General features: G+C 35.7%; 21 protein-coding genes. 12 read left to right on the top strand and 9 right to left on the bottom strand.

Features of this window, described 5'->3' with window-relative positions; translation table 11 throughout:
- Positions 1–64: 64 nt before the first annotated feature.
- The 6 genes from BN1208_RS02080 to BN1208_RS02055 all read left to right on the top strand — a co-directional run bounded on the left by BN1208_RS02080 (position 65) and on the right by BN1208_RS02055 (position 8215).
- On the top strand, positions 65–298 hold the full coding sequence (locus BN1208_RS02080; RefSeq protein WP_046487409.1) for a FeoA family protein: 234 nt from the start codon (positions 65–67) through the stop codon (positions 296–298).
- A complete protein-coding gene (gene feoB / locus BN1208_RS02075; protein WP_046487405.1) occupies positions 295–2085 on the top strand; it encodes a ferrous iron transport protein B in 1791 nt (596 codons plus the stop codon). The genes BN1208_RS02080 and feoB overlap by 4 nt, the downstream gene beginning before the upstream one ends.
- An 85-nt stretch (positions 2086–2170) precedes the next feature.
- Entirely contained in the window at positions 2171–6058 is a 3888-nt protein-coding gene (gene purL / locus BN1208_RS02070; protein ID WP_046487402.1) for a phosphoribosylformylglycinamidine synthase, read from the top strand.
- Between the two features lie 19 nt (positions 6059–6077).
- Positions 6078–6566, top strand: a complete 489-nt coding sequence (locus tag BN1208_RS02065) for an ankyrin repeat domain-containing protein (RefSeq protein ID WP_046487399.1) — start codon at positions 6078–6080, stop codon at positions 6564–6566.
- Positions 6567–6590: 24 nt separating this feature from the next.
- On the top strand, positions 6591–7424 hold the full coding sequence (locus BN1208_RS02060; protein WP_046487396.1) for an SMP-30/gluconolactonase/LRE family protein: 834 nt from the start codon (positions 6591–6593) through the stop codon (positions 7422–7424).
- 11 nt (positions 7425–7435) lie between these two features.
- Positions 7436–8215, top strand: coding sequence for a ferritin-like domain-containing protein (locus tag BN1208_RS02055; protein ID WP_046487393.1), 780 nt, complete (start codon positions 7436–7438; stop codon positions 8213–8215).
- Here the strand turns inward: BN1208_RS02055 and serB are convergent.
- Positions 8212–9057 (bottom strand): phosphoserine phosphatase SerB, encoded by an 846-nt coding sequence (serB, locus tag BN1208_RS02050; protein ID WP_046489203.1) that lies wholly within the window; start codon positions 9055–9057, stop codon positions 8212–8214. The two genes, BN1208_RS02055 and serB, sit on opposite strands and share 4 nt — an antisense overlap.
- A 124-nt stretch (positions 9058–9181) precedes the next feature.
- Between serB and BN1208_RS02045 the strand changes: the two genes are divergently transcribed.
- The 6 genes from BN1208_RS02045 to BN1208_RS02020 all read left to right on the top strand — a co-directional run bounded on the left by BN1208_RS02045 (position 9182) and on the right by BN1208_RS02020 (position 14818).
- A complete protein-coding gene (locus tag BN1208_RS02045; RefSeq protein ID WP_046487390.1) occupies positions 9182–9559 on the top strand; it encodes an ATP-grasp domain-containing protein in 378 nt (125 codons plus the stop codon).
- 321 nt (positions 9560–9880) lie between these two features.
- The gene (gene sucC / locus BN1208_RS02040) at positions 9881–11044 is read left to right on the top strand and encodes an ADP-forming succinate--CoA ligase subunit beta (protein ID WP_046487388.1); all 1164 of its coding nucleotides are present in this window, start codon (positions 9881–9883) and stop codon (positions 11042–11044) included.
- A gap of 1 nt (position 11045) precedes the next feature.
- Positions 11046–11918 (top strand): succinate--CoA ligase subunit alpha, encoded by an 873-nt coding sequence (gene sucD / locus BN1208_RS02035; RefSeq protein ID WP_046487385.1) that lies wholly within the window; start codon positions 11046–11048, stop codon positions 11916–11918.
- 3 nt (positions 11919–11921) lie between these two features.
- On the top strand, positions 11922–12869 hold the full coding sequence (locus BN1208_RS02030; RefSeq protein WP_052734611.1) for an ankyrin repeat domain-containing protein: 948 nt from the start codon (positions 11922–11924) through the stop codon (positions 12867–12869).
- A 4-nt stretch (positions 12870–12873) separates the two neighbouring features.
- Entirely contained in the window at positions 12874–14457 is a 1584-nt protein-coding gene (locus tag BN1208_RS02025) for an NAD+ synthase (RefSeq protein WP_046489198.1), read from the top strand.
- 22 nt (positions 14458–14479) lie between these two features.
- Positions 14480–14818, top strand: coding sequence for a P-II family nitrogen regulator (locus tag BN1208_RS02020; RefSeq protein WP_046487380.1), 339 nt, complete (start codon positions 14480–14482; stop codon positions 14816–14818).
- Here BN1208_RS02020 and kdsB read toward each other — a convergent pair.
- From kdsB to BN1208_RS01980, 8 genes are all read right to left on the bottom strand, one after another.
- Positions 14815–15564: a 3-deoxy-manno-octulosonate cytidylyltransferase gene (kdsB, locus tag BN1208_RS02015; RefSeq protein ID WP_046487378.1), complete on the bottom strand. Its 750-nt coding sequence runs from the start codon at positions 15562–15564 to the stop codon at positions 14815–14817. The genes BN1208_RS02020 and kdsB overlap by 4 nt on opposite strands.
- On the bottom strand, positions 15561–15743 hold the full coding sequence (locus tag BN1208_RS02010) for a Trm112 family protein (protein ID WP_046487375.1): 183 nt from the start codon (positions 15741–15743) through the stop codon (positions 15561–15563). The genes kdsB and BN1208_RS02010 overlap by 4 nt, the downstream gene beginning before the upstream one ends.
- Positions 15736–16728, bottom strand: a complete 993-nt coding sequence (lpxK, locus tag BN1208_RS02005) for a tetraacyldisaccharide 4'-kinase (RefSeq protein ID WP_162197755.1) — start codon at positions 16726–16728, stop codon at positions 15736–15738. The genes BN1208_RS02010 and lpxK overlap by 8 nt, the downstream gene beginning before the upstream one ends.
- Positions 16729–16732: 4 nt before the next feature.
- Positions 16733–18487, bottom strand: a complete 1755-nt coding sequence (msbA, locus tag BN1208_RS02000; protein WP_046487371.1) for a lipid A export permease/ATP-binding protein MsbA — start codon at positions 18485–18487, stop codon at positions 16733–16735.
- A 30-nt stretch (positions 18488–18517) separates the two neighbouring features.
- Positions 18518–18931 (bottom strand): ExbD/TolR family protein, encoded by a 414-nt coding sequence (locus BN1208_RS01995; protein ID WP_046487367.1) that lies wholly within the window; start codon positions 18929–18931, stop codon positions 18518–18520.
- A gap of 16 nt (positions 18932–18947) precedes the next feature.
- Positions 18948–19550 (bottom strand): MotA/TolQ/ExbB proton channel family protein, encoded by a 603-nt coding sequence (locus tag BN1208_RS01990; RefSeq protein ID WP_046487362.1) that lies wholly within the window; start codon positions 19548–19550, stop codon positions 18948–18950.
- Between the two features lie 67 nt (positions 19551–19617).
- Positions 19618–20295, bottom strand: coding sequence for an ABC transporter ATP-binding protein (locus tag BN1208_RS01985; protein WP_046487358.1), 678 nt, complete (start codon positions 20293–20295; stop codon positions 19618–19620).
- The gene (locus tag BN1208_RS01980; protein WP_046489193.1) at positions 20288–21556 is read right to left on the bottom strand and encodes a lipoprotein-releasing ABC transporter permease subunit; all 1269 of its coding nucleotides are present in this window, start codon (positions 21554–21556) and stop codon (positions 20288–20290) included. Before BN1208_RS01980 ends, BN1208_RS01985 begins: the two co-directional genes overlap by 8 nt.
- Between the last annotated feature and the right edge of the window lie 3 nt (positions 21557–21559).

Here is a 21559-nt window from a genome sequence, read left to right as displayed (position 1 = left end):
CAAAGCCTGCGCTATGCAGGCTTTTTTGTATATAATAATAAGAATCATTATCATTTAGATATCTATGACAACCTTATTAGAGCTAGCAGAAGGTCAAAGTGGCATCATCCATAAACTCAATATGGATCGCTTACTTATTCAAAGGCTTAATGCCATGGGGCTTCGGCGCGGAAAAAAAATAACCGTTCTAAGGAAAGCTCAATTTAAAGGCCCTTTTCATATCATGATTGATACAACCGAACTCATGATTAGAGAGCATGAAGCATCACTAATTAATATTACTTCTGCTGCCCTATGAAACGTATCGCTTTCTTAGGCATGCCCAATACTGGGAAGTCGACGCTTTTTAATCGTTTAAGCGGCTCATCTGCTCGTGTCGGTAATTGGCCTGGGATCACTGTTGACCTTCATGCAGTTAAAACATTTTTAGGCGGCCATATGGCCGAATTGGTTGATCTTCCTGGCATTTATGATCTTCAAGGTCTATCTGAAGATGAAAAAATTGTACAAAGCTTTATTAACAATAACAAGATTGATTTAGCCATTGTAGTTTTATGTAGCACTCAAATTGAACGACAGCTTTCTTTACTGCTACAACTTCAAAAACTTCATATACCCTGCGTGCTCGCACTTAATATGGATGACGAAGCAAAGAAAATGGGTATTGCTATTGATGCTGTGTTACTGGAAAAGAAACTTAAAACGCCCGTTATTAAAACAAGTGCCAAATATGGCGAAGGTATGGTTGAGCTTTTAAAAGCATGTACCCAGGTCATCAATCAAAAAGTCTCTACCCCGATTAAAAAAATTAAACCACTGAACGCATCCGATCTAATATCGAATGAAAAAACGATTCAGACTTTAATTAAATTAACCGTCAAATACCCCACCAAACTCAACGACAAAAATACAAAAAAATTAGATGCGCTCTTTCTAGATCCCTATTGGGGCTTGCCTATTTTCTTTTTTATTGTATTTTCAATTTTTCAGTTTATCTTTACTCTTGGTAAACCCATTCAAGATTTAATGACGCAATTCTTTAATTTCTTTAGGATGGATTATCTTGAACCGCTATTCATAAATCATCATGGCATTTTCGAAAGCCTGCTCTTAGACGGACTCTATCTTGGCGTGACCACAGTGGCCGCTTTTGTGCCGATCATTATTCTCTTCTTTCTTATTATGAGTGTCGTGGAAGATAGTGGTTATTTTTCTAGGGCTGCATTTTTGATGGATACCTTGATGGAAAAAATAGGTTTAGATGGAAGAGGTTTTGTCATGATGCTCATGGGCTTTGGCTGCAATGTCCCGGCTCTCATGGGCACTAAAATTATGCGCACAAAAGAACTTCGTCTTTTAACGATGTTTGTCATTCCATTCTCGCTCTGCTCAGCTAGACTTCAAGTATTTTTATTTATTATCACGGCTCTCTTTAGCGCCACATATGGGCCGCTGGTTCTTTTCTGTCTTTATTTATTAAGCTTTTTTACAATCTTTATTTCAGCCCTTATCTTCAAACATCAGTTTAAAAATAAAGAGCCTATTATTATTGAATTGCCCCCATACCGCTTTCCTACGATGAAACAGATTGTCAAAAGAAGTATGATTGAAATCAAACATTTTTTAACGCGCGCTACCAAATTTATTATCATTGGCGTACTTCTTGTTTGGGCGTTAACTCACTTTCCAATGGATGTGCCTATCGCCAGCGAGCTTACCTATTCTGGCCAACTGGGTAAGTGGCTATCCCCTATTTTTGACCCTATTGGCATCAACGAACAATTAGTGATTGCTTTAATTTTTGGCTTTATTGCCAAAGAGATTGTGATTGGCGCATTGGCTGTGATTTATGGTGTAGAAGGTTCCGCATTAGCCCATCACCTTTACAGTAATGTGAGCCAAATACAGGCGATTAGTTTTATGATTTTTACCCTCATTTATACGCCCTGCCTTTCAACAATTGCTACACTTAAAAATGAATCTAAAAATCTTTCGTTTGTGATTTATTCAGTTTTCTGGGCGCTTCTTCTAGCCTGGGTTTTTAGCTTTATTTTCTATCAAACCTCGCTCTATTTTTATAGTTAATTTAGTCAAAATTAACAAGGTTTAAAAAAATAGCTTCTGTTAAAATCATAAGCTTAAAGTAACGTCTTAAAACACTACCCAAAACATGCAAAGCCAAGAAATTATACATATCGCTGGCGGTCCAGCTTATTCAAAGTTTAGAAAAGAAAGACTTCTTGGAAGGCTTCAAACAGTTAATAGTCAAATCAAAGATATTCATTCTGAATACATTCATATTGTATGGTGTGAGAAAAAAATTACAGGCACAGAGAAAGCCATTCTAGAAAAAATTCTGCATTATGGTCCGAAGGCTCAAACATTAAATTTTAAACATAATTCCATAATCACAATTCCACGTCCGGGTACCATATCTCCATGGGCCTCCAGAGCAACTGATATTGCAAACCATTGTGGACTTCATGACGTTAACCGTATCGAAAGAGCCATTGCTAATTATATTGAGTTAAAAGATGAATCTTTATTGTCGAATGATGAAAAGAAACAGCTTTCTTTATTACTTCATGATCGTATGACAGAAATTTCTATTTTTGATCTTAATGAAGCTCAATCTCTCTTTTCTCATTTGCCTCCTAAACCCATTCAGTATGCAAAGATACTTGAAGGCGGCAAAAAAATCTTAAATGATTTTAATAAAAATCTCGGGCTTGCGTTATCTGAAGATGAAATCGATTATTTATTTAATTATTTTACTTCCATCAAAAGAAACCCTACAGACGCTGAACTCATGATGTTCGCTCAAGCGAATTCTGAGCACTGTCGTCATAAAATATTTAATGCCGATTGGGTGATAGATGGCAAGACACAATCTAAATCACTTTTTGGCATGATTAAAAATACACATCAGCTTCATCCAGGCAATACGATTGTAGCTTACTCGGATAACTCTTCTATTGTAGAAGGCGCTAAGGTTAATCGTTTTTATCCAAATCAAAATGGTGTTTATGAAGATCACAAAGAATTAACTCACTTTATTATGAAAGTGGAAACACATAATCATCCGACAGCAATCTCTCCATTCTCAGGCGCAGCAACTGGTGCAGGTGGTGAGATTCGAGATGAAGGTGCTACAGGAAGAGGTTCAAAACCTAAAGCCGGCCTTACAGGATTTTCAGTTTCTAATTTACGCATCCCTGATTTTATTCAGCCCTGGGAAAAAGAGATTTATGGCGCGCCTTCTCGCATATCATCAGCGCTCCAAATTATGATTGATGGTCCGATTGGTGGCGCTTCTTATAATAATGAATTCGGCAGGCCTAATATTACAGGCTACTTTAGAACATTAGAAATTAAGCATAATGATGAAGTAAAGGGTTTTCATAAGCCCATTATGCTGGCAGGTGGTATTGGAAGTATTAACGATATCCATACAAAAAAACATGCAATTCCGCCAGGCGCACTTATCATTCAGTTAGGTGGCCCAGCAATGCTTATTGGGTTGGGTGGTGGCGCCGCCTCAAGTATGGGCACTGGATTCAATGCAGAAAATTTAGACTTTGATTCTGTGCAACGTGGCAATCCTGAATTACAAAGAAGAGCGCAAGAAGTCATTGATCGATGTTGGCAATTAGGCAAAGATAATCCCATCTTAAGCATTCATGATGTAGGTGCTGGCGGTTTATCAAATGCATTCCCTGAATTGGTCAATGATGGTGGGGTAGGTGCAACGTTTCAATTACGTTCAATTAATAATGAAGAGCCAAGCATGTCACCCCGGGAGCTTTGGTGTAATGAAGCCCAAGAGCGCTATGTATTAGCTATTATAGATAAAGACCTTGATTTATTTAAATCGCTTTGCGAGAGAGAAAGATGTCCTTTCGCGATTGTAGGTGTTGCAAAAAACGATAAACAACTCATCGTTGAAGATAGTCTTCTTAAAAAAGATGTTGTCCATATGGACTTATCTACCCTCTTAGGAAAGCCGCCTAAGATGACGCGCAATGTGCAGCGAAAAGAGAAAGCTCTTAAAAGATTTATCACAGAAAATATTGATATCAAAGACGCAGCTTATCGCGTTTTGAGATACCCAGCTGTAGCAAATAAAATGTTCCTGATTCATATTGGTGATCGTTCAGTAACGGGATTAATTGCTAGAGATCAACTTGTAGGTCCATGGCAAGTTCCTGTTGCTGATGTTGCTGTGACCCTATCATCATTTGATAGTTTACTAGGTGAGGCTTTTGCTATTGGCGAAAAAACCCCTATTGCGATGATTGATGCTAAAGCTTCTGTTCGCATGGCATTAGGCGAAGCTATTACCAATTTATCGGCAGCCTCCATTCATCATTTAGAAGACATTAAATTATCAGCTAATTGGATGGCGTCTGCAGATCATGAAGGTGAAGACGCTGCTTTATTTGATGCAGTTGAAGAAATCGGTATGCGTCTATGTCCTGACCTAGGTATTAGTATTCCTGTAGGCAAAGATTCCATGTCTATGAAAACAGCTTGGTTAGATGGTACAAAAGAAAAAACGGTGGTCTCGCCTTTGTCGCTTATTGTAAGTGCTTTTGCACCCGTCTTTGATGCTAGAAAAACATTAACGCCCACACTCAATAGAAATCTTAAGGATAGCGGTCTTATCTTCATCGATTTAGGTTTTGGCAAAAATAGATTGGGCGCTTCAGCATTCAACTTAGTCTTCAATGAGGTGGGCGATATCCCTCCAAACCTTGATGACGCGAAAACACTTAAAGCATTCTTTGATGTGATTCAAATACTTAAAAATGAAAATGTGATTGAGGCTTATCATGATCGATCTGATGGCGGACTTTTTGCAACGTTAACTGAAATGGCCTTTGCAGGTCGCTGCGGTTTGGATATTGATTTGACTCATTGCGGTGATGATATTAAAGCAATTTTATTTAACGAAGAGCTGGGTGCTGTCATTCAAGTTCAAACAGAGTATATTTCTAGCACGCTCATAAAGATTCACGAGGCGCTAAATCAGCACACTTTCCTCATTGGGTCTATCAGCCCCAATCAAACAATTCATATTAAACATAAAAATGAAACTGTCCTCAAAGAGACAAGATCAAACTTACAAAGCGCCTGGAGCGAAACAACTTTCAAGATGCAATCTATGAGAGATAATCCAGAGTGCGCCTTAGAAGAGTTTTCACAAATTTCAGATGATCTTGATCCAGGTATTAACCCAAAATTTGATTTTGAAATTCCCCAGTCTTTTGCAATTAAAAAGACGAAACCTAAAATTGCCATCCTAAGAGAGCAAGGTGTAAATGGCCATGTTGAAATGGCCGCAGCCTTCTCTACTGCAGGATTTGAAGCGCATGACGTGCATATGTCAGACATTATTGAAGGTCAAAAAAGTTTAACTGATTTTTCAGCGCTAGTTGCATGCGGCGGTTTTTCATATGGCGATGTATTAGGTGCAGGTGAAGGCTGGGCTAAATCAATTCTATTCAATTCAAAAACACGTGACGCTTTTGCAGCTTTTTTCTCAAGGCCTGATACGATTGCACTAGGTATTTGTAATGGCTGCCAAATGATGAGTAACCTTAAAGAAATTATTCCTGGCTCAACATCATGGCCACACTTTGTAAAAAACAGATCTGAACAATTTGAAGCAAGGTTTGTATCAGTTGAAATTCTTAAGTCTAATTCTGTATTTTTTACCGGGATGGACGGCTCAATACTTCCAATTGCAGTGGCTCACGGTGAGGGCTATACAGAATATCAAAACCAGACTCAAATGAATGATGTTTTAAATCATCAACTTGCAACACTTCGCTATGTTGATAACTACCAAAAGGGAACTTCTACCTACCCTATGAATCCAAACGGTTCTCCTGAAGGAATTACTGGATTTACTTCTGTCAATGGACGGTTTTCAATTATGATGCCTCATCCTGAGAGAGTTTTTAGGGTAACACAAAATTCTTGGCATCCTGAAGCGTGGAACGAATTAGCGCCATGGTATAAAATGTTTGCAAATGCTTACCAATTTTTTAACTAAATGAAAGAGTCACTTAAATATGAATAAATTTTTAAAAACAACACTTACACTAATTTTACTCACTTTCTCAATGCAACTTTTTGCATTAACAGATGCAGAAGGAATCGAATTTTCAGGCGCAGTGAATGAAGGCAAACTATCTATCGTTAAAAAATATGTTGAAGTAAAAAAAGTAGATATCAATGCAACTTACTTTGCATGGAGCCCCCTTCTTATGGCGGCGGCTAAAGGTCAATTTCAAGTGCTCAAATATTTAGCAGAGCATGGCGCTGATCTTAATTACACTCATCCAATTACTAAAATGAATGCATTTCATCATGCTGCTTTTGACGGTAGAACTGAGATCGTTAAATACCTTGCATCCAAGGGCGCTGATCTTAATAAAAAAATGAATGGTGGTGTATCTATTATCCGTGTGGTGAAACAAGAAAAAGGTGATCAAAAAATGGTCGACTTACTTCTTTCTTTAGGTGTAAGTGAAGAAGGCTGCGAAGATAAGTGTCTTTAATCAATAAGGCTTCTTAATTAAACTATGAAAAATTTGCGTGTATTTTTAATATTATTATTAACCCTTTTTACTGTCCCATCAAAAGCACATGATTCACTAAATGTAATCTCAGGGTTTACAAGTCCTGAGTCAGTGGTTCAAGATGCTAAGGGAAATATTTATGTCTCTGAGATCGGTGAATTTAATAAGGATAGTGATGGAAAAATTACGCGTATTTCAATTGATGGCAAACTTTCAACATTTGCAAGTGGTATGGACGATCCTAAAGGCTTAACTTTTATTGGTAAGTCTCTATATGTAACAGACAAGAATAGAGTTTTGAAGGTTGACCCCGATGGAAAATGGGCAGTATTTGGAAGCACTATGGCATTTCCTCAAACGCCTGTCTTTTTTAATGATATCACTTCAGATGAAGCTGGAAATTTATATGTAAGCGATAGCGGCAACCTTAAAACAGGTGGCGCCATTTTTAAAATTGCTAAGGATAGAAAAGTTACTGTAATTCTCAATGAGAATACACCTGAAATTTTAGCGCCGAATGGCCTTTTAGTTGTTAAAAATGATCTATACGAAGTAGATTTTGCAAGCGGCATTCTATATAAAATTAATTTGAAAACAAAATCCATCTTGAAAGTTGCTGAAGGCTTTGGTGGTGGCGATGGTTTAATTAAATCTGGGGATAGTTTCTTTATTAGTGACTGGAAAAACGGAAAGATTTTTAAATTACAGCGTAACAAGGTCACGTTATATAAAGAAGGTTTTACAGCTGCTGCTGACATAGCACTTTCTTATGATAAAAAATCAATTATCACTCCGGACATGAAAGCTGGTTCCGTAACCCTCGTTCCAATTCAATAATTGATTTGACTATGGAGTTAAGAGCTAATTGCCTAAAAGCTCTTGCTATAAACGATTTAAATGAGAAATTAAATCGAGTTAAAGATATATATGAATCTTTTAAGTCTTATCAAGTGGCGATTGATTCAAAAGCCGATATTCAAAGTAGTTATCATTTACCAGGCGCACCCTTAAAACCTCAAATTGTTCCTCCGAGACTTGTTGAAAAAAGATCTGCCTCTACTGAGCATGGGAAATTAATATTCATTCATGCATTAGCCCATATTGAATTTAATGCGATTAATTTAGCGCTTGATATTATTTGGCGCTTTAAAGACCTTCCAGGTCAATTCTATAGTGACTGGCTTCAAATTGCTTATGAAGAACATACGCACTTCAACTTACTGAATGACTATCTTAAAAAATTTGATTTAAGCTATGGCAGCTTCAATGCACACAACAGTCTTTGGGAAATGGCTGATCGAACAAGTCATGACTTAATTCATCGATTAGCGCTCATTCCTAAAACAATGGAAGCAAGAGGCCTGGATGTAACGCCCCCAATTATCGAAAAATTTAAGCAGCAAAAAGATGATGATATTGCATCTATTCTACAAACTATTTATGAAGAAGAAATTCATCATGTATCTATCGGAAATATTTGGTATCGTTGGGCATGTGAGTCTCAAAACCTAAACCCACATGAAACGTATAAAAAATTGCTGGTGTCTTATGATGTTAAATTGAATTACCAAAAATTAAATAAAGAAGCGCGTTACAGAGCAGGCTTTTTAAAAGAAGAGCTTATTTAAAGCTTAAAAAGATTTAATACACCTTTGAAGTCTGAGTGATTTAATTTAAATCGTGCTTTTTCTTGAACAATAGGCTTGGCGTGATACGCAATACTGTATTGGGCTTCAGCTAACATCTTTAAATCATTCGCCCCATCACCAATCACGATTGTATTTGATTTGTCGATGCTGAGTTTTGTTTGAAAATCTCTTACAACTTGAGCTTTTACTTCATCATTGACGATTCGACCTAATACTTTACCAGTCAGCCTCTTATCTTTAATTTCAAGTTGATTAGAAATAGCAATATCAATCCCTAATTTATTCTTAACATAATCTGCAAAATAATCAAAGCCGCCTGATACAAGAACTGTTGTAACATTATTTTTGCGACAAGCTTCAATCCATGCCTGAGTGCCGTCATTAAACTTTAATCTTTCTTCTATCACTTTGAGGAGCATCTCCTCTCCAAGTCCTTCCAATAAAGAAACGCGCTTAATTAGGCTTTGTGAAAAATCAATTTCGCCCATCATGGCACTTTTAGTAATTAAAGCTACATCTTGTTTTTTGCCGCACATATCTGCAATTTCATCAATACATTCAATTGAGATGAGTGTTGAATCCATATCCATCACGCATAGGCTAAATTCACTTAAAGCTCTGTAATTATCTAAAACTGCAAAATCTACTTGCTTAAGATGAATCTGTTTTTTTAAATCTACTGGCAAGTCCGATTCAATCTCATATATGGCAGCATTATCATTGATAAGCAAATAAGGAGCAGCTGTCACTTGGCCTAAAATTTCAGAGATTTCTGTTAAATGACTTTGGAGACTATATGAAGACTGGACTAATAATTTCATGGTGTTTATAAGTGATATAAGCCTACAAATTAATAATTCTAACATTGCTATTAAAATATAATTCTTAACTGGCATGTTTATCTAAATTCGTAGAAAATAATGCTTATTTAGCTCCTTTTTTACCATGAATCTCCACGAATATCAGGCCAAACAATTAATTGCAAAATACGGCATTTCTGTGCCAAAAGGCATTGCAATTAAGTCTATAGAGGAGGTGGATCAATCGATAGCCCAACTTGAATCTTCTTCTTATGTTATCAAAGCCCAAATTCATTCGGGCGGTAGAGGTAAAGCAGGTGGCATTAAGATTGTAACTTCTAAGAAAGAAGCAGTTGAGGCTGTAAATTCGCTTATCCATAAAAAACTTGTTACTTATCAGAATAAACCAGATGGCCAACCTGTTAATGCTCTTCTTATAGAAGAGTCATGTGACATCGAAAAAGAAATGAGTGTTGAATCCATATCCATCACGCATAGGCTAAATTCACTTAAAGCTCTGTAATTATCTAAAACTGCAAAATCTACTTGCTTAAGATGAATCTGTTTTTTTAAATCTACTGGCAAGTCCGATTCAATCTCATATATGGCAGCATTATCATTGATAAGCAAATAAGGAGCAGCTGTCACTTGGCCTAAAATTTCAGAGATTTCTGTTAAATGACTTTGGAGACTATATGAAGACTGGACTAATAATTTCATGGTGTTTATAAGTGATATAAGCCTACAAATTAATAATTCTAACATTGCTATTAAAATATAATTCTTAACTGGCATGTTTATCTAAATTCGTAGAAAATAATGCTTATTTAGCTCCTTTTTTACCATGAATCTCCACGAATATCAGGCCAAACAATTAATTGCAAAATACGGCATTTCTGTGCCAAAAGGCATTGCAATTAAGTCTATAGAGGAGGTGGATCAATCGATAGCCCAACTTGAATCTTCTTCTTATGTTATCAAAGCCCAAATTCATTCGGGCGGTAGAGGTAAAGCAGGTGGCATTAAGATTGTAACTTCTAAGAAAGAAGCAGTTGAGGCTGTAAATTCGCTTATCCATAAAAAACTTGTTACTTATCAGAATAAACCAGATGGCCAACCTGTTAATGCTCTTCTTATAGAAGAGTCATGTGACATCGAAAAAGAATTATATTTTTCTATATTAGTTGATAGGCAGTCAGAAAAGATCGTCGTTATTGCATCTTCTGCAGGCGGTATGGAAATTGAGGAAATATCTAAAAATAACCCTGAAAAAATTATCAGAGAAACATGTAGTCCAATTAATGGCCTCATGGATTATCAATCTAGAAACATTGCCTTTGCATTAGGTTTGTCTAATGAAATGATTAATGATTTCGTTAGATTTGCTAGAAGTGCTTTTAAAGCTTTTATTGAAAATAATTTAGCCCTATTAGAAATTAATCCGCTCGTTATCAATTCCCATAAAAAAATTATTGCTCTCGACTGTAAAATAAATGTCGATGACAATGCTTTTTATAAACAAAGAACATTAGCTGATCTCCGTGATTGGTCACAAAACGACTCTAAAGAAGCCGAAGCTTTTGATGCTGGACTTAATTACATTGCACTTAATGGCAATATTGGTTGCATGGTCAATGGCGCAGGTCTTGCTATGGCTACGATGGATCTTATCAAACTCTGCGGTGGCGAACCTGCAAACTTTTTAGATGTGGGTGGTGGAGCTACTTCTGAAACAGTTGCCAAAGCTTTTAAAATTATTCTTGATGATAAAAATGTGCAGGTTGTCTTGGTTAATATTTTTGGTGGCATTATGCGATGCGATATTATTGCTGAAGGAATTATCGCTGCAATCAAAGAGGTTGGTATCAAAATTCCTATTGTCGTAAGATTAGAGGGCACCAATGTAGATATAGGTAAAAAACTTTTACAAACAAGCGGTTTAAATATTAAGGCCGCAAACACGCTTACCGAAGCGGCAACGATCGCAACTAGTCTCATCAAAAAATAAAATGTCTATTCTCATTAATAAATCTACCAGGCTTATTTGCCAAGGCTTTACTGGCAAACAAGGTACTTTTCACTCAGAGCAAGCAATTACCTATGGTACAAAATTAGTCGGTGGGGTTACGCCTGGCAAAGGTGGGACATTACATCTTAATTTACCTGTATTTAATACAGTGAGAGATGCTATTAAAATAACTGGGGCCAATGCATCAGTCATCTACGTTCCTCCCGCTTTCGCTGCAGATTCAATTATCGAAGCCTCTGAAGAAGGTATTGAAATTATTGTATGTATTACAGAGGGTATTCCAATACAAGATATGATTAATGTGAAGGCGGCTATTCGCGCTAACCAATCTAAACTGATTGGCCCTAATTGTCCTGGCGTTATAACACCAGGCGAATGTAAGATTGGGATTATGCCTGGAAGTATTCACTTGCCTGGATCCATTGGCATTATTTCAAAATCAGGCACATTAACTTACGAAGCTGTTCAACAAACAACAATGCTTGGATTAGGTCAAAGCACATGTGTTGGCATTGGTGGCGATCCCATCAAAGGACTCAATTTTATTGAATGCTTACAAATGTTTGAAGAAGATAAAAATACTCAGGGCATTATATTAGTTGGTGAAATTGGTGGTTCAGATGAAGAACTGGCTGCTGAATATATCAAACAACACATTAAAAAGCCTATTGCAGGTTATATTGCTGGCATTACAGCCCCTGAAGGAAAAAGAATGGGTCATGCGGGTGCTATCATTTCTCAAGGTTCTGGTCTTGCAATAGATAAAATTAACGCGCTAGAAAAAGCCGGTGTGAGCATGTCTAAGTCTCCTGCGGACATGGGGCTTACTATGCAAGCATTATTAAAAAAATAAAAATTGTATAAAAAAACTCTTCTCGCCTTTTTTCTAATCACTTCTTTTTTTGCCTTAATAGCGAATGCGGAAGAGTCGGTAAATTACCTTTTAACAGCAGCATCAAAAGGCGACCTTGAGACAGTTAGCGCTATTTTGGAAAGTGGTGGAAATCCAAACACTAAAGATGAAGATGGCGTCACAGCTCTAATGTATGCAGCAAGAAAAGATATGGATAAGATTGTGGCACTCTTAATTAAAAAAGGCGCATCAGTGAATGCAACTGAAAGTAACGGCTGGACTGCATTAATGTTTGCTGCAAAAAAAAATTATATACGATCAGCTCAGTTACTTTTAGATAATGGAGCAGATCCAAAAATAAGAGACAATGATGGATGGAGTGCTTATGGGCTAGCTGCGATATCAGGATTTCATAATATCGTAGATCTATTAATCAAACGCGGCATTGATCCCAATAACACCAACGATGCTGGTCAAACTGTTTTAATGTATGCCTCCAAAAACGGTGATATAAAAACAATTCAAACACTACTTGACCATGGTGCTGATCCAAATATCGTAGACAAATATAAATGTAGTCCTCTTATGTATGCTTCAAGAGAGGGGAATACAGATGCGGTAAGTCTTTTTATAAAGCGTGGTGTAAAAATTGATTATGAAGATCAGTTTAATTGGACAGCACTTACTTGGGCCACGAAAAAAAATCATTTGGCAGTTTCAAAACTTCTTATAGTAAATGGCGCTAATATTGACCGAAAAGACTCCGATGGCACGCCTATAATTCACTATGCTGTAGCAAATAAATCTAAGGAAATGATTCAACTTTTTATTGAATCAAAAGTTAATTTGAAAGCAAAAGATCGCTACGGATTGACAGCTCTTGTATATGCGCTCAAAGCTAAAAATACAGAAATTGTTGACCTTATTAAAAATGCGGGTGGCAGTTACTAAAACTATGAAAATAGCTCTAGCACAAATAAATTCGTTTGTTGGTGATATTGAAAACAACAGCATTCTTATTATTAAGCGAGCCAGAGAAGCTTCTAAAAACGGGGCTGAATTACTTATTACCCCTGAACTCTCTTTGTGCGGCTACCCTCCTGAAGATCTTGTCTTAAGAGAAGATTTTCTTAAAGCATGTTCAAAATCAATGACGAGGATTGCGCAAGCCTTACCTTCTATAAAAGTAATTGTTGGGCACCCATTAAAAAAAGGTGGCAAAATATACAATGCAGCATCATTACTTTTTAATGGAAAAATTCAAGGTACCTATTTTAAAAAAATTCTGCCTAATTATGGCGTATTTGATGAAAATAGATATTTTGAGCCAGGTGAAAAAGAATTTATTTTTAAACATAAGAGTTTAAAGATTGGTCTTCTTATTTGCGAAGATGCTTGGAGTCTTTCCCCAAGCAAATTACTTAAGAAAAAATTAGTTGATGTCATTATTGTAATTAATGCGTCCCCTTATGAAATAGAAAAATATGATGCTCGAGTAAAAATCATTACTAAGCTAGCTAATGAAACAAAATCTGCTGTGATCTACCTTAATGCAATTGGAGGTCAAGATGAGCTCATATTTGATGGTGGCTCTTTTGTTGTTAACAAACAAGCGAAACTTACTCATCAGTTATCATTTTTTAAAGAAGAAACAGCGATTATTGATGTTTTTTCAAAAGCAAACATTAATAATACTTTTTATAACAAAGAAGCACATTTATATGAGGCGCTTAAATTAGGACTTAGAGATTATGTAGTTAAGAATAATTTTAAAAGCATATTTATAGGTCTATCTGGTGGTATAGATTCTGCTTTGGTTCTAGCACTAGCAAATGACGTATTTGACAAAAGAGATATTACTGCTGTCATGATGCCTTCAGAATTTACCGCAAAAATAAGCATTATTGAATCTCGCAAAATGATTAAAAATATAGGTGTCAATTACAAAGAAATAGATATTCAATCCATTTTTAAGCTTTTTAGAGAAACATTATCAAGCGAATTTAAAAATAAGCCTTTTGATACAACTGAAGAAAATTTACAGGCTCGCATCAGGGGTGTTTTATTAATGGCTTTGTCTAATAAATTTAGTGGGCTTGTAATATCAACAAGTAATAAAAGTGAAACTGCTGTAGGTTATACAACCCTTTATGGGGATATGGTAGGAGGTTTTGCACTTCTTAAAGACGTCCCAAAAACATGGGTTTATAAATTAGCACATTATAGAAATTCAATATCAAACATCATTCCAAATGAAATCATTAAAAGACCGCCTACAGCTGAATTAAGGCATGGCCAACTTGATCAGAATAGCCTCCCTAAATATGAAATTCTTGATAAGATAATTGAGCTTTATGTTGAAAAAGATCTAGATATAGCGTCGATTGTAAAAAAAGGTTTTTCTAGTAAAAATGTGAATCGCGTTGTAAAGTTAATCAACAATAACGAATTTAAAAGAGCTCAAAGTCCCATAGGGCCGAAAATTACACATAGGGCGTTTGGTAAAGACAGAAGATACCCCATAACCTTTAAACATTAATGTATATGAAGAAGGAAATTAGATGAAAAAAATTGAGGCAGTAATTAAACCGTTTAAATTAGACGAAGTAAGAGAGGCTCTTTCTGAAATTGGTATAAATGGAATTACAGCGACGGAAGTTAAGGGGTTTGGAAGACAAAAAGGCCACACTGAACTCTATAGGGGTGCAGAGTATGTAATTGACTTTTTACCCAAAATTAAATTAGACATTATTGTTTCAGACAAAATGGTTAAAAAAGTCATTGAAGCAATATCTACAGCAGCACATACCGGAAAAATTGGCGATGGGAAAATTTTTGTAAGTAATATTGAAGAGGTAGTGAGGATTAGAACTAGTGAAACGGGTGAATCTGCTATTTAATTAGAAAAAAGCTTTCTTACCCTTTCAAGATCTTCGGGGGTATCAACTCCAGCCGAGGGCGTGTCATTTGATTGAACAACACCAATCTTGTAACCTGCATATAGAATTCTAAGCTGCTCCAACTTTTCAATGTCTTCCAATTCAGCTTCCCCTATTCTATTAAAGTCTTTTAGAAACTTAGCACGATAAGCGTAGATTCCAATATGTTTATAGAACCCTTTTCTTCCAATTATCTTTTGAGCAAACTCATCTCTCGCAAAGGGAATAGGCGCTCGACTAAAATATAAGGCTTGTGAATTTTTATCAAGTACGACTTTGACATTATTTGGATTTATAAAATCATTGTAATCTGAGATAGAATGGCACGCTGTAGAAACAAATACTTCTTTTTGATAATCTAAATATTCTGCAACTTGATTAATTAATAATGGGTCAATAAGCGGCTCATCTCCCTGAACATTAACAACAATCTCGTTATCTGACCAATGCATCAAATTAACAACCTCTGCTAATCGATCAGTGCCAGATTTATGATTAATATTAGTCATGATTGCTTTATACCCAAACTTTTCAACAGCATCAAAAATCCTTTGATCGTCAGTTGCAACCACAGCCTCATTAACCTTGCTTTTTAATGATTGCTTTATAACATGAATCACCATGGGAATGCCAGCGATATTCAAAAGAGGCTTCCCCTGGAGTCGGCTACTCTGATATCTCGCTGGAATAATAATTTTAAATGTCATGAATAATCTTCGTCACTCTTGATTGCTCTCGCCTCACTCTCCAGCAAAATTGGAATACCATCTTTGATCGGATAAGCAAGTTTAGCGGACTTCGATATAAGCTCATTTTGTTCTTTTTTATAGATTAATGGCCCCTTAGTAACTGGGCAAACTAAAATTTTTAATAGATTTTTATCCATGGGCTATATTTTTCATTTTATTCAAAATAAGATCAGTAAACCTTGAGTCAATTTCAGCAACAACTGGCAAATACCAAAAATTATCCTTAGCAAACTTTTCGCATTTAATAGCGTCTTTCTCAGTCATTATAATATTCTTATCACTCATCGTTTTAAAATCTTTTTTTGTAAACCGATAATGATCTTTATAAGATGAGCTATCAAATACCAAACCTAATGCCTTTAGGTAATTAAAAAAGCGATCTGGGTTCCCAATGCCAGCTACTGCATGAAGGTTCTTTAAGCGAAGCTTATTTAATGGAATTTTTTTCTTAGTTTTTAGATTAATTAGGAAATAACTCTTATATTTCATGAGGTAGCTACCATCTATCACTTTTTTTTCATTACAGACGATAGCATCTACAGCTTTCAGTTTTCGCTTAGGTTCCCTTAGCGGCCCTGCTGGTAGAAGATACCCATTCCCAAATCTTCTAGTCCCATCTATAACTAAAATTTCCATATCACGCCTTAAACGATAATGCTGCATTCCATCATCAGATAAAATGACATCTATTTTTTTATATTTTTTAATGAGTGTTTTTGCAGCCAATACCCTATCTTTTGCAATAAAAACTGGTAGATGGGTATGTTTATGAATCAAAATTGGTTCATCACCAATATTTTCCACATCACTTTTTTTATTTACCTCACTTACACCATTTCTTTTAGAGCCATATCCCCTGCTTATGACTCCGGGATAGTATCCATTTTTCTTCAATTCATTTGCGAGATGAATCACTAAAGGAGTTTTACCGGTACCACCTGAAGTTATGTTTCCGATAACAATTACAGGGACCTGCATCTTAAAAGACTTTAAAAGATTAAATCGATAAAGATATTTTCTAGTAAAGGATATTAGGAGATAAATTGCTGATAACGGCAGAAGAAATAAAGAAGCTAAGCTTTTTGAGTAATGCAGCTTAGAGAGAGCCTTGTATGCTATCAAAATACTATTTCAGACCTTTTTTGTACAAGGTTGAATAATGTTTGCATCGCCTAATTAATTCTGCATGTGTTCCAACATCAATAACTTTAGATTTCTCAATCACAACAATTCGATCAGCATTTAAAATTGTAGACAATCTATGGGCTATGACTATAGTTGTTCTATTTTTCATTAGATTATCCAAGGCTGACTGAACATATTTTTCTGAGTGAGAATCAAGTGCTGAAGTTGCTTCGTCAAGAAGTAGTATTGGTGCATTTTTTAAAATTGCACGGGCAATTGAAATTCTTTGTCTTTGTCCTCCAGACAGCCTAACTCCCCTATCGCCGATTTCATGGTCTAGTTTATTCGGAAGGGGATCAATAAATTCCCAAGCATTTGCTGCGATAGCAGCTTTTTTAACTTCCTCTAAACTTACTGGTCTTTCTAAATTGCCATAAGCTATATTGTTCATTATTGTGTCATTAAATAAAATTGTATCTTGGCTTACCAATGAAAACTGACTACGCAGATTTTTTAACTTTAAATCATTAATATTAATACCATCTAAAAAAATTTTACCTTGATCAATTTGATAAAATCTTGGCAATAAATTAATAAGCGTTGTTTTTCCTCCGCCTGATTTGCCAACGAGCGCTACTTTCTCACCAGGCTTAATAATCAAATTGATGCCTTCGAGAATATTGAGCTTACTATTTTGATATTTAAATGTTAAGTCAGATATTTTTATATGCCCTTTTGCCCGATTAATTAATTTTGAACCACGATCAATTTCTGAGGGTTCATCCATCAATCCAAATACACTTTTAGCAGCTGCTATAGCAATTTGAATTTTGTCATTTATTGAGGTTAAGCTTTTAATTGGGGCAATGATCATCAACAAAGCAGCAAAAAAAGCAGCAAATTGTCCTGCCGAAAATTTACCGAATGAATAAAAAGCAATTCCCGATAATGCAACGCCCGCTAAAATTTCTACTGTAAAAGAATTTAAGGATGCAATTCTTATGAGCTTTGCTTGGATTTTCCTTATTTTTTCTGAAATTTTATTAAACCGACTAACTTCGTATTGGCCTGTTCCAAATATTTTAACGATTCTTTGTGCAGCTATAGCCTCATCAGATGCCATGATTAACTCCCCATTTGCATTCTGCGAAATCGTTCCTGCAGCCCTAAGCCTTGGAGACATTATTTTAAGGTAATAGGCCAAGATTGGAGCTAATAATAAAAATACTAGCGTAAGTTTCCAGTCCAAATAAATCATATAGCAAACTATCCCAATAAAACTTATTCCGTCCTTTATGAGATTAAATCCTATATCTGTAATCACATTTGAGAGCTGCTGAACATCGCTATTTAATTTAGAGACAATGTGACTTGATGAATTTTTGTCAAAAAAATTCATGGGCAGCATCATAATTTTCTTAAATAGATCAGACCTAAGACTTTCAACAACCTTCAATGAAGTTGATTTCATAAAATAACTCGAAAATAACCCTGACAAGGCTCTTATCGACATAACCAAAAGAAGAAGTAAAGCTAGGGAAGATTGTTTATCTGCAATTTCCGACCCAAATCCCTGATCAGTAATTTTTTTAATAATAGCGAGAAATGCTGTATTAGTTAATGACAGGACAATCAATGAAACTAAACTTAAAGATAGAATAAACTTATGTTGCCAAGTATATTTAAACAGTCTTTTATAAAGATATCTAAAATTAATTGGCTGTGATGCAGTTATTTTTTTAATATTTTTTGCCATTAGGCCAAGAAAAACTAACCTTTTTAAAGTTTAGTTAACTTTTGTTGAGAATGTAATATGGGTTAACCCTGCCTGTCTTGAGGCTTCCATGACGTTAATGACGGACTGATGCTCACATTTTGCATCTGCATTAATAATTACCGGAATTTCTTTTTCACCTTTTGCCGAATTTTTTAAGGCCGCAATAATAGACTCGAGGCTTTTATTAGGGAGGGGATTGTCATTTATGGCGTAGACGCCCTCAGCTGAAATAGACACATTAATAACGTTAGGTTTCTTATCGGGGCTATTGGCTTCAGCAGTAGGAAGATTAATTTTTAATTCACTAAATCTAGAGAAGGTTGTGCTTACGACAAGGAAAATAATAATAACTAATAAAACATCGATTAAAGGAACTAAGTTTAATTCCATCTCTTCGTGTTTTTTTCCCCGCTGAAAATTCATATGCAATCCTAATTATTTATTTACGAACGCCCATAGATTCAATCAGCTTAAGAGCTTGTTGCTCCATATCAAAGATTAAATCATCTACTTTAGATCTAAAAAAGCGATAAAAAATCATAGCTGGGACTGCCACAACAATACCTGCTGCCGTATTATACAGGGCCACTGAAATGCCTCTTGCAAATATAGCCACATCATGGCCACTGTTTGTGAATGAACTAAAAAGATCAACCATGCCTATTACCGTGCCCAAGAGCCCCAAAAGAGGAGCAACTGCCGCAATTGTACCAAGTGTTGATAGATATTTTTCAAGCTTGTAGCTCACTGATCTGCCTGACTCTTCTATAGCTTCTTTAATATGAGCTGCGGATGTATTTGAATTGACAAGAGCGCTTGCAAAAATTTCACCTAAAAGAGAATGCTCTCTAATTTTTGCAATGACATCTTTTTTTATGGTGCCTTGATTCAATAAGTTCTGAACCTCAGGGAGAAGATCGCTTGGGGCAATAATTTCAACTCTTAAAGACCAAAATCGCTCGCCAATAATTGCTAGAGCAATAATTGATGCAAAAATGAGCGGCCAAATCGGCCATCCAGCGGCTAAAATAATTTCCCACATATCTAATTCTCCAAATGTTTAATGAGCATTATTCTATCTTAATATTTGGTTAATTGCTTAAATCAACTTAAGTCTTTTTAAGCTTTCCTTGATTTAATTTATATTGAAACTTTAATTTTGATGCTAGCTGAATATCATGAGTTACCAGGACAAGAGTTGAACGATCCTCTTTCGCTAAATCAAGCAATAAATCAAATACAAAATGTGCTGTTTTTCCATCTAAATTTCCTGTGGGCTCATCTGCAAGAATGCACTTTGGCTTGGTAATTAGGGATCTCGCAATTGCCACTCTCTGCCTTTCGCCCCCAGATAATTCGGATGGTTTATGAGTCAGCCTTTTACTTAAACCTATTTTTTTTAATAGTACCTCAGCCTCCTTAAAAGCCTGTTTGTATCCATACCTTCTAATTAATAACGGCATTGCAACATTTTCTATGGCATTAAAATCACTGAGCAAATGATGAAATTGATACACAAAGCCTAAATGTGTATTTCTCAAAACTCCCAATTCATCTTGATTTAAAAATGAGATATCTTGATCTAAAATTTCTATCTGTCCAGATGAGGCCTTTTCAAGTCCAGCCATGAGATGAAGAAGTGTACTTTTGCCAGACCCGGAGACGCCAACAATAGCTGTATGATCACCTTCTTTGATATTAAGATTTAACTTTTTAATAATTTCTTCATCTAGACCAGGAAAAGTCTTAGATAAGTCTTTACAAGCTATAAGTAATTTTTTAGTCATGCTTTAACGCCTCAGCAGGTGAAGTGTTAGAAGCTTTTATGCTTGGATAAATTGTGGCAACAATAGACAACAAAATCGAGATAAAGGCTATAGCACTTACATCGCTATATAAGAGCTTGGAAGGCACTTCAGAAATATAATAAATATCCTTGGATAAGAATTGAACGTTGAATAAATGCTCAATAAAAGGCACGATCGAATGAATATTTAATGCAACAACAGTTCCCAAAAATACCCCGCTGATAGTTCCGATTAAGCCTATCAAAGAACCCTGAATGATAAATATATATAGGATACTTTTAGGTTTTGCTCCATATGTTTTAAGAATTGCAATGTCTGATCTTTTATCAGTTACCGCCATCACCAAAGTAGAAACAATATTAAATGCCGCAACCGCAATGATTAGCATCAGAATTATAAACATCACTCTTTTTTCCATTTGAACAGCTGCGAAAAAATTCGCATGTTTTTTTGTCCAATCGCTGACATAAAAAACACCTGATTCCGACAAGCTCTCTGATAGTCTTTTTGCCACTAAAGGCGCCAAAAAAAGATCATCAGTCTTAACCCTGACTCCTGAAATAGTATTATTCATTTGAAAGAATTTCTGAGCGTCTTCTATATTCATCAACGCCATACCAGAATCATATTCATACATTCCAATTTCGAAAATACCTGCAACATTAAATTGTCGCATTCTAGGAAATGTGCCTGCGGGCGTATAAGAGCCTTGCGGAATTAAAATATTAACTTTATCTCCAACGACAATACCTAGTTGCTTTGCAGCATCTATCCCTAAAATCAAATTAAATGTATTAGGTTTTAAATCAGATAGCTTACCAACCTTAACTTTCTTCTCCAAGTTATCAACATTACCTTCAAGTTCTGATGAAATCCCTCGAAGCATAATTCCCTGACTTCCGAATTCGCTAACTAACATGCCCTGGCCATCTACATAAGGTGCTGACCCTACTACATCAGGAGATTCATGAAGTTTTTTTACTAAATCTTCCCAATGTGTCAATGTATTATTTGAGCTTGTAATTTCAATATGAGAAGCCACTCCTAGAATTCGCGTTCGAAGTTCATCCTGAAAACCATTCATAACAGATAAAATAATAATGAGTGCTGAAACTCCAAGAGCTATTCCAACCATACTTGTCATTGAAATAAAAGATATGAAGCTATTTTTTTGCTTAAACTTTATATATCTATAAGCAATCCAAACTTCAAAAGGCAGGTATTTGTTAAGTAAAGACATTTG

The organism is Candidatus Methylopumilus planktonicus (assembly GCF_000981505.1).
In the GTDB taxonomy this organism is placed as follows: Bacteria; Pseudomonadota; Gammaproteobacteria; order Burkholderiales; family Methylophilaceae; genus Methylopumilus; species Methylopumilus planktonicus.
Note: the sequence above shows the minus strand (reverse complement) of the source record. Positions and strands in the feature narration are given on the sequence as shown.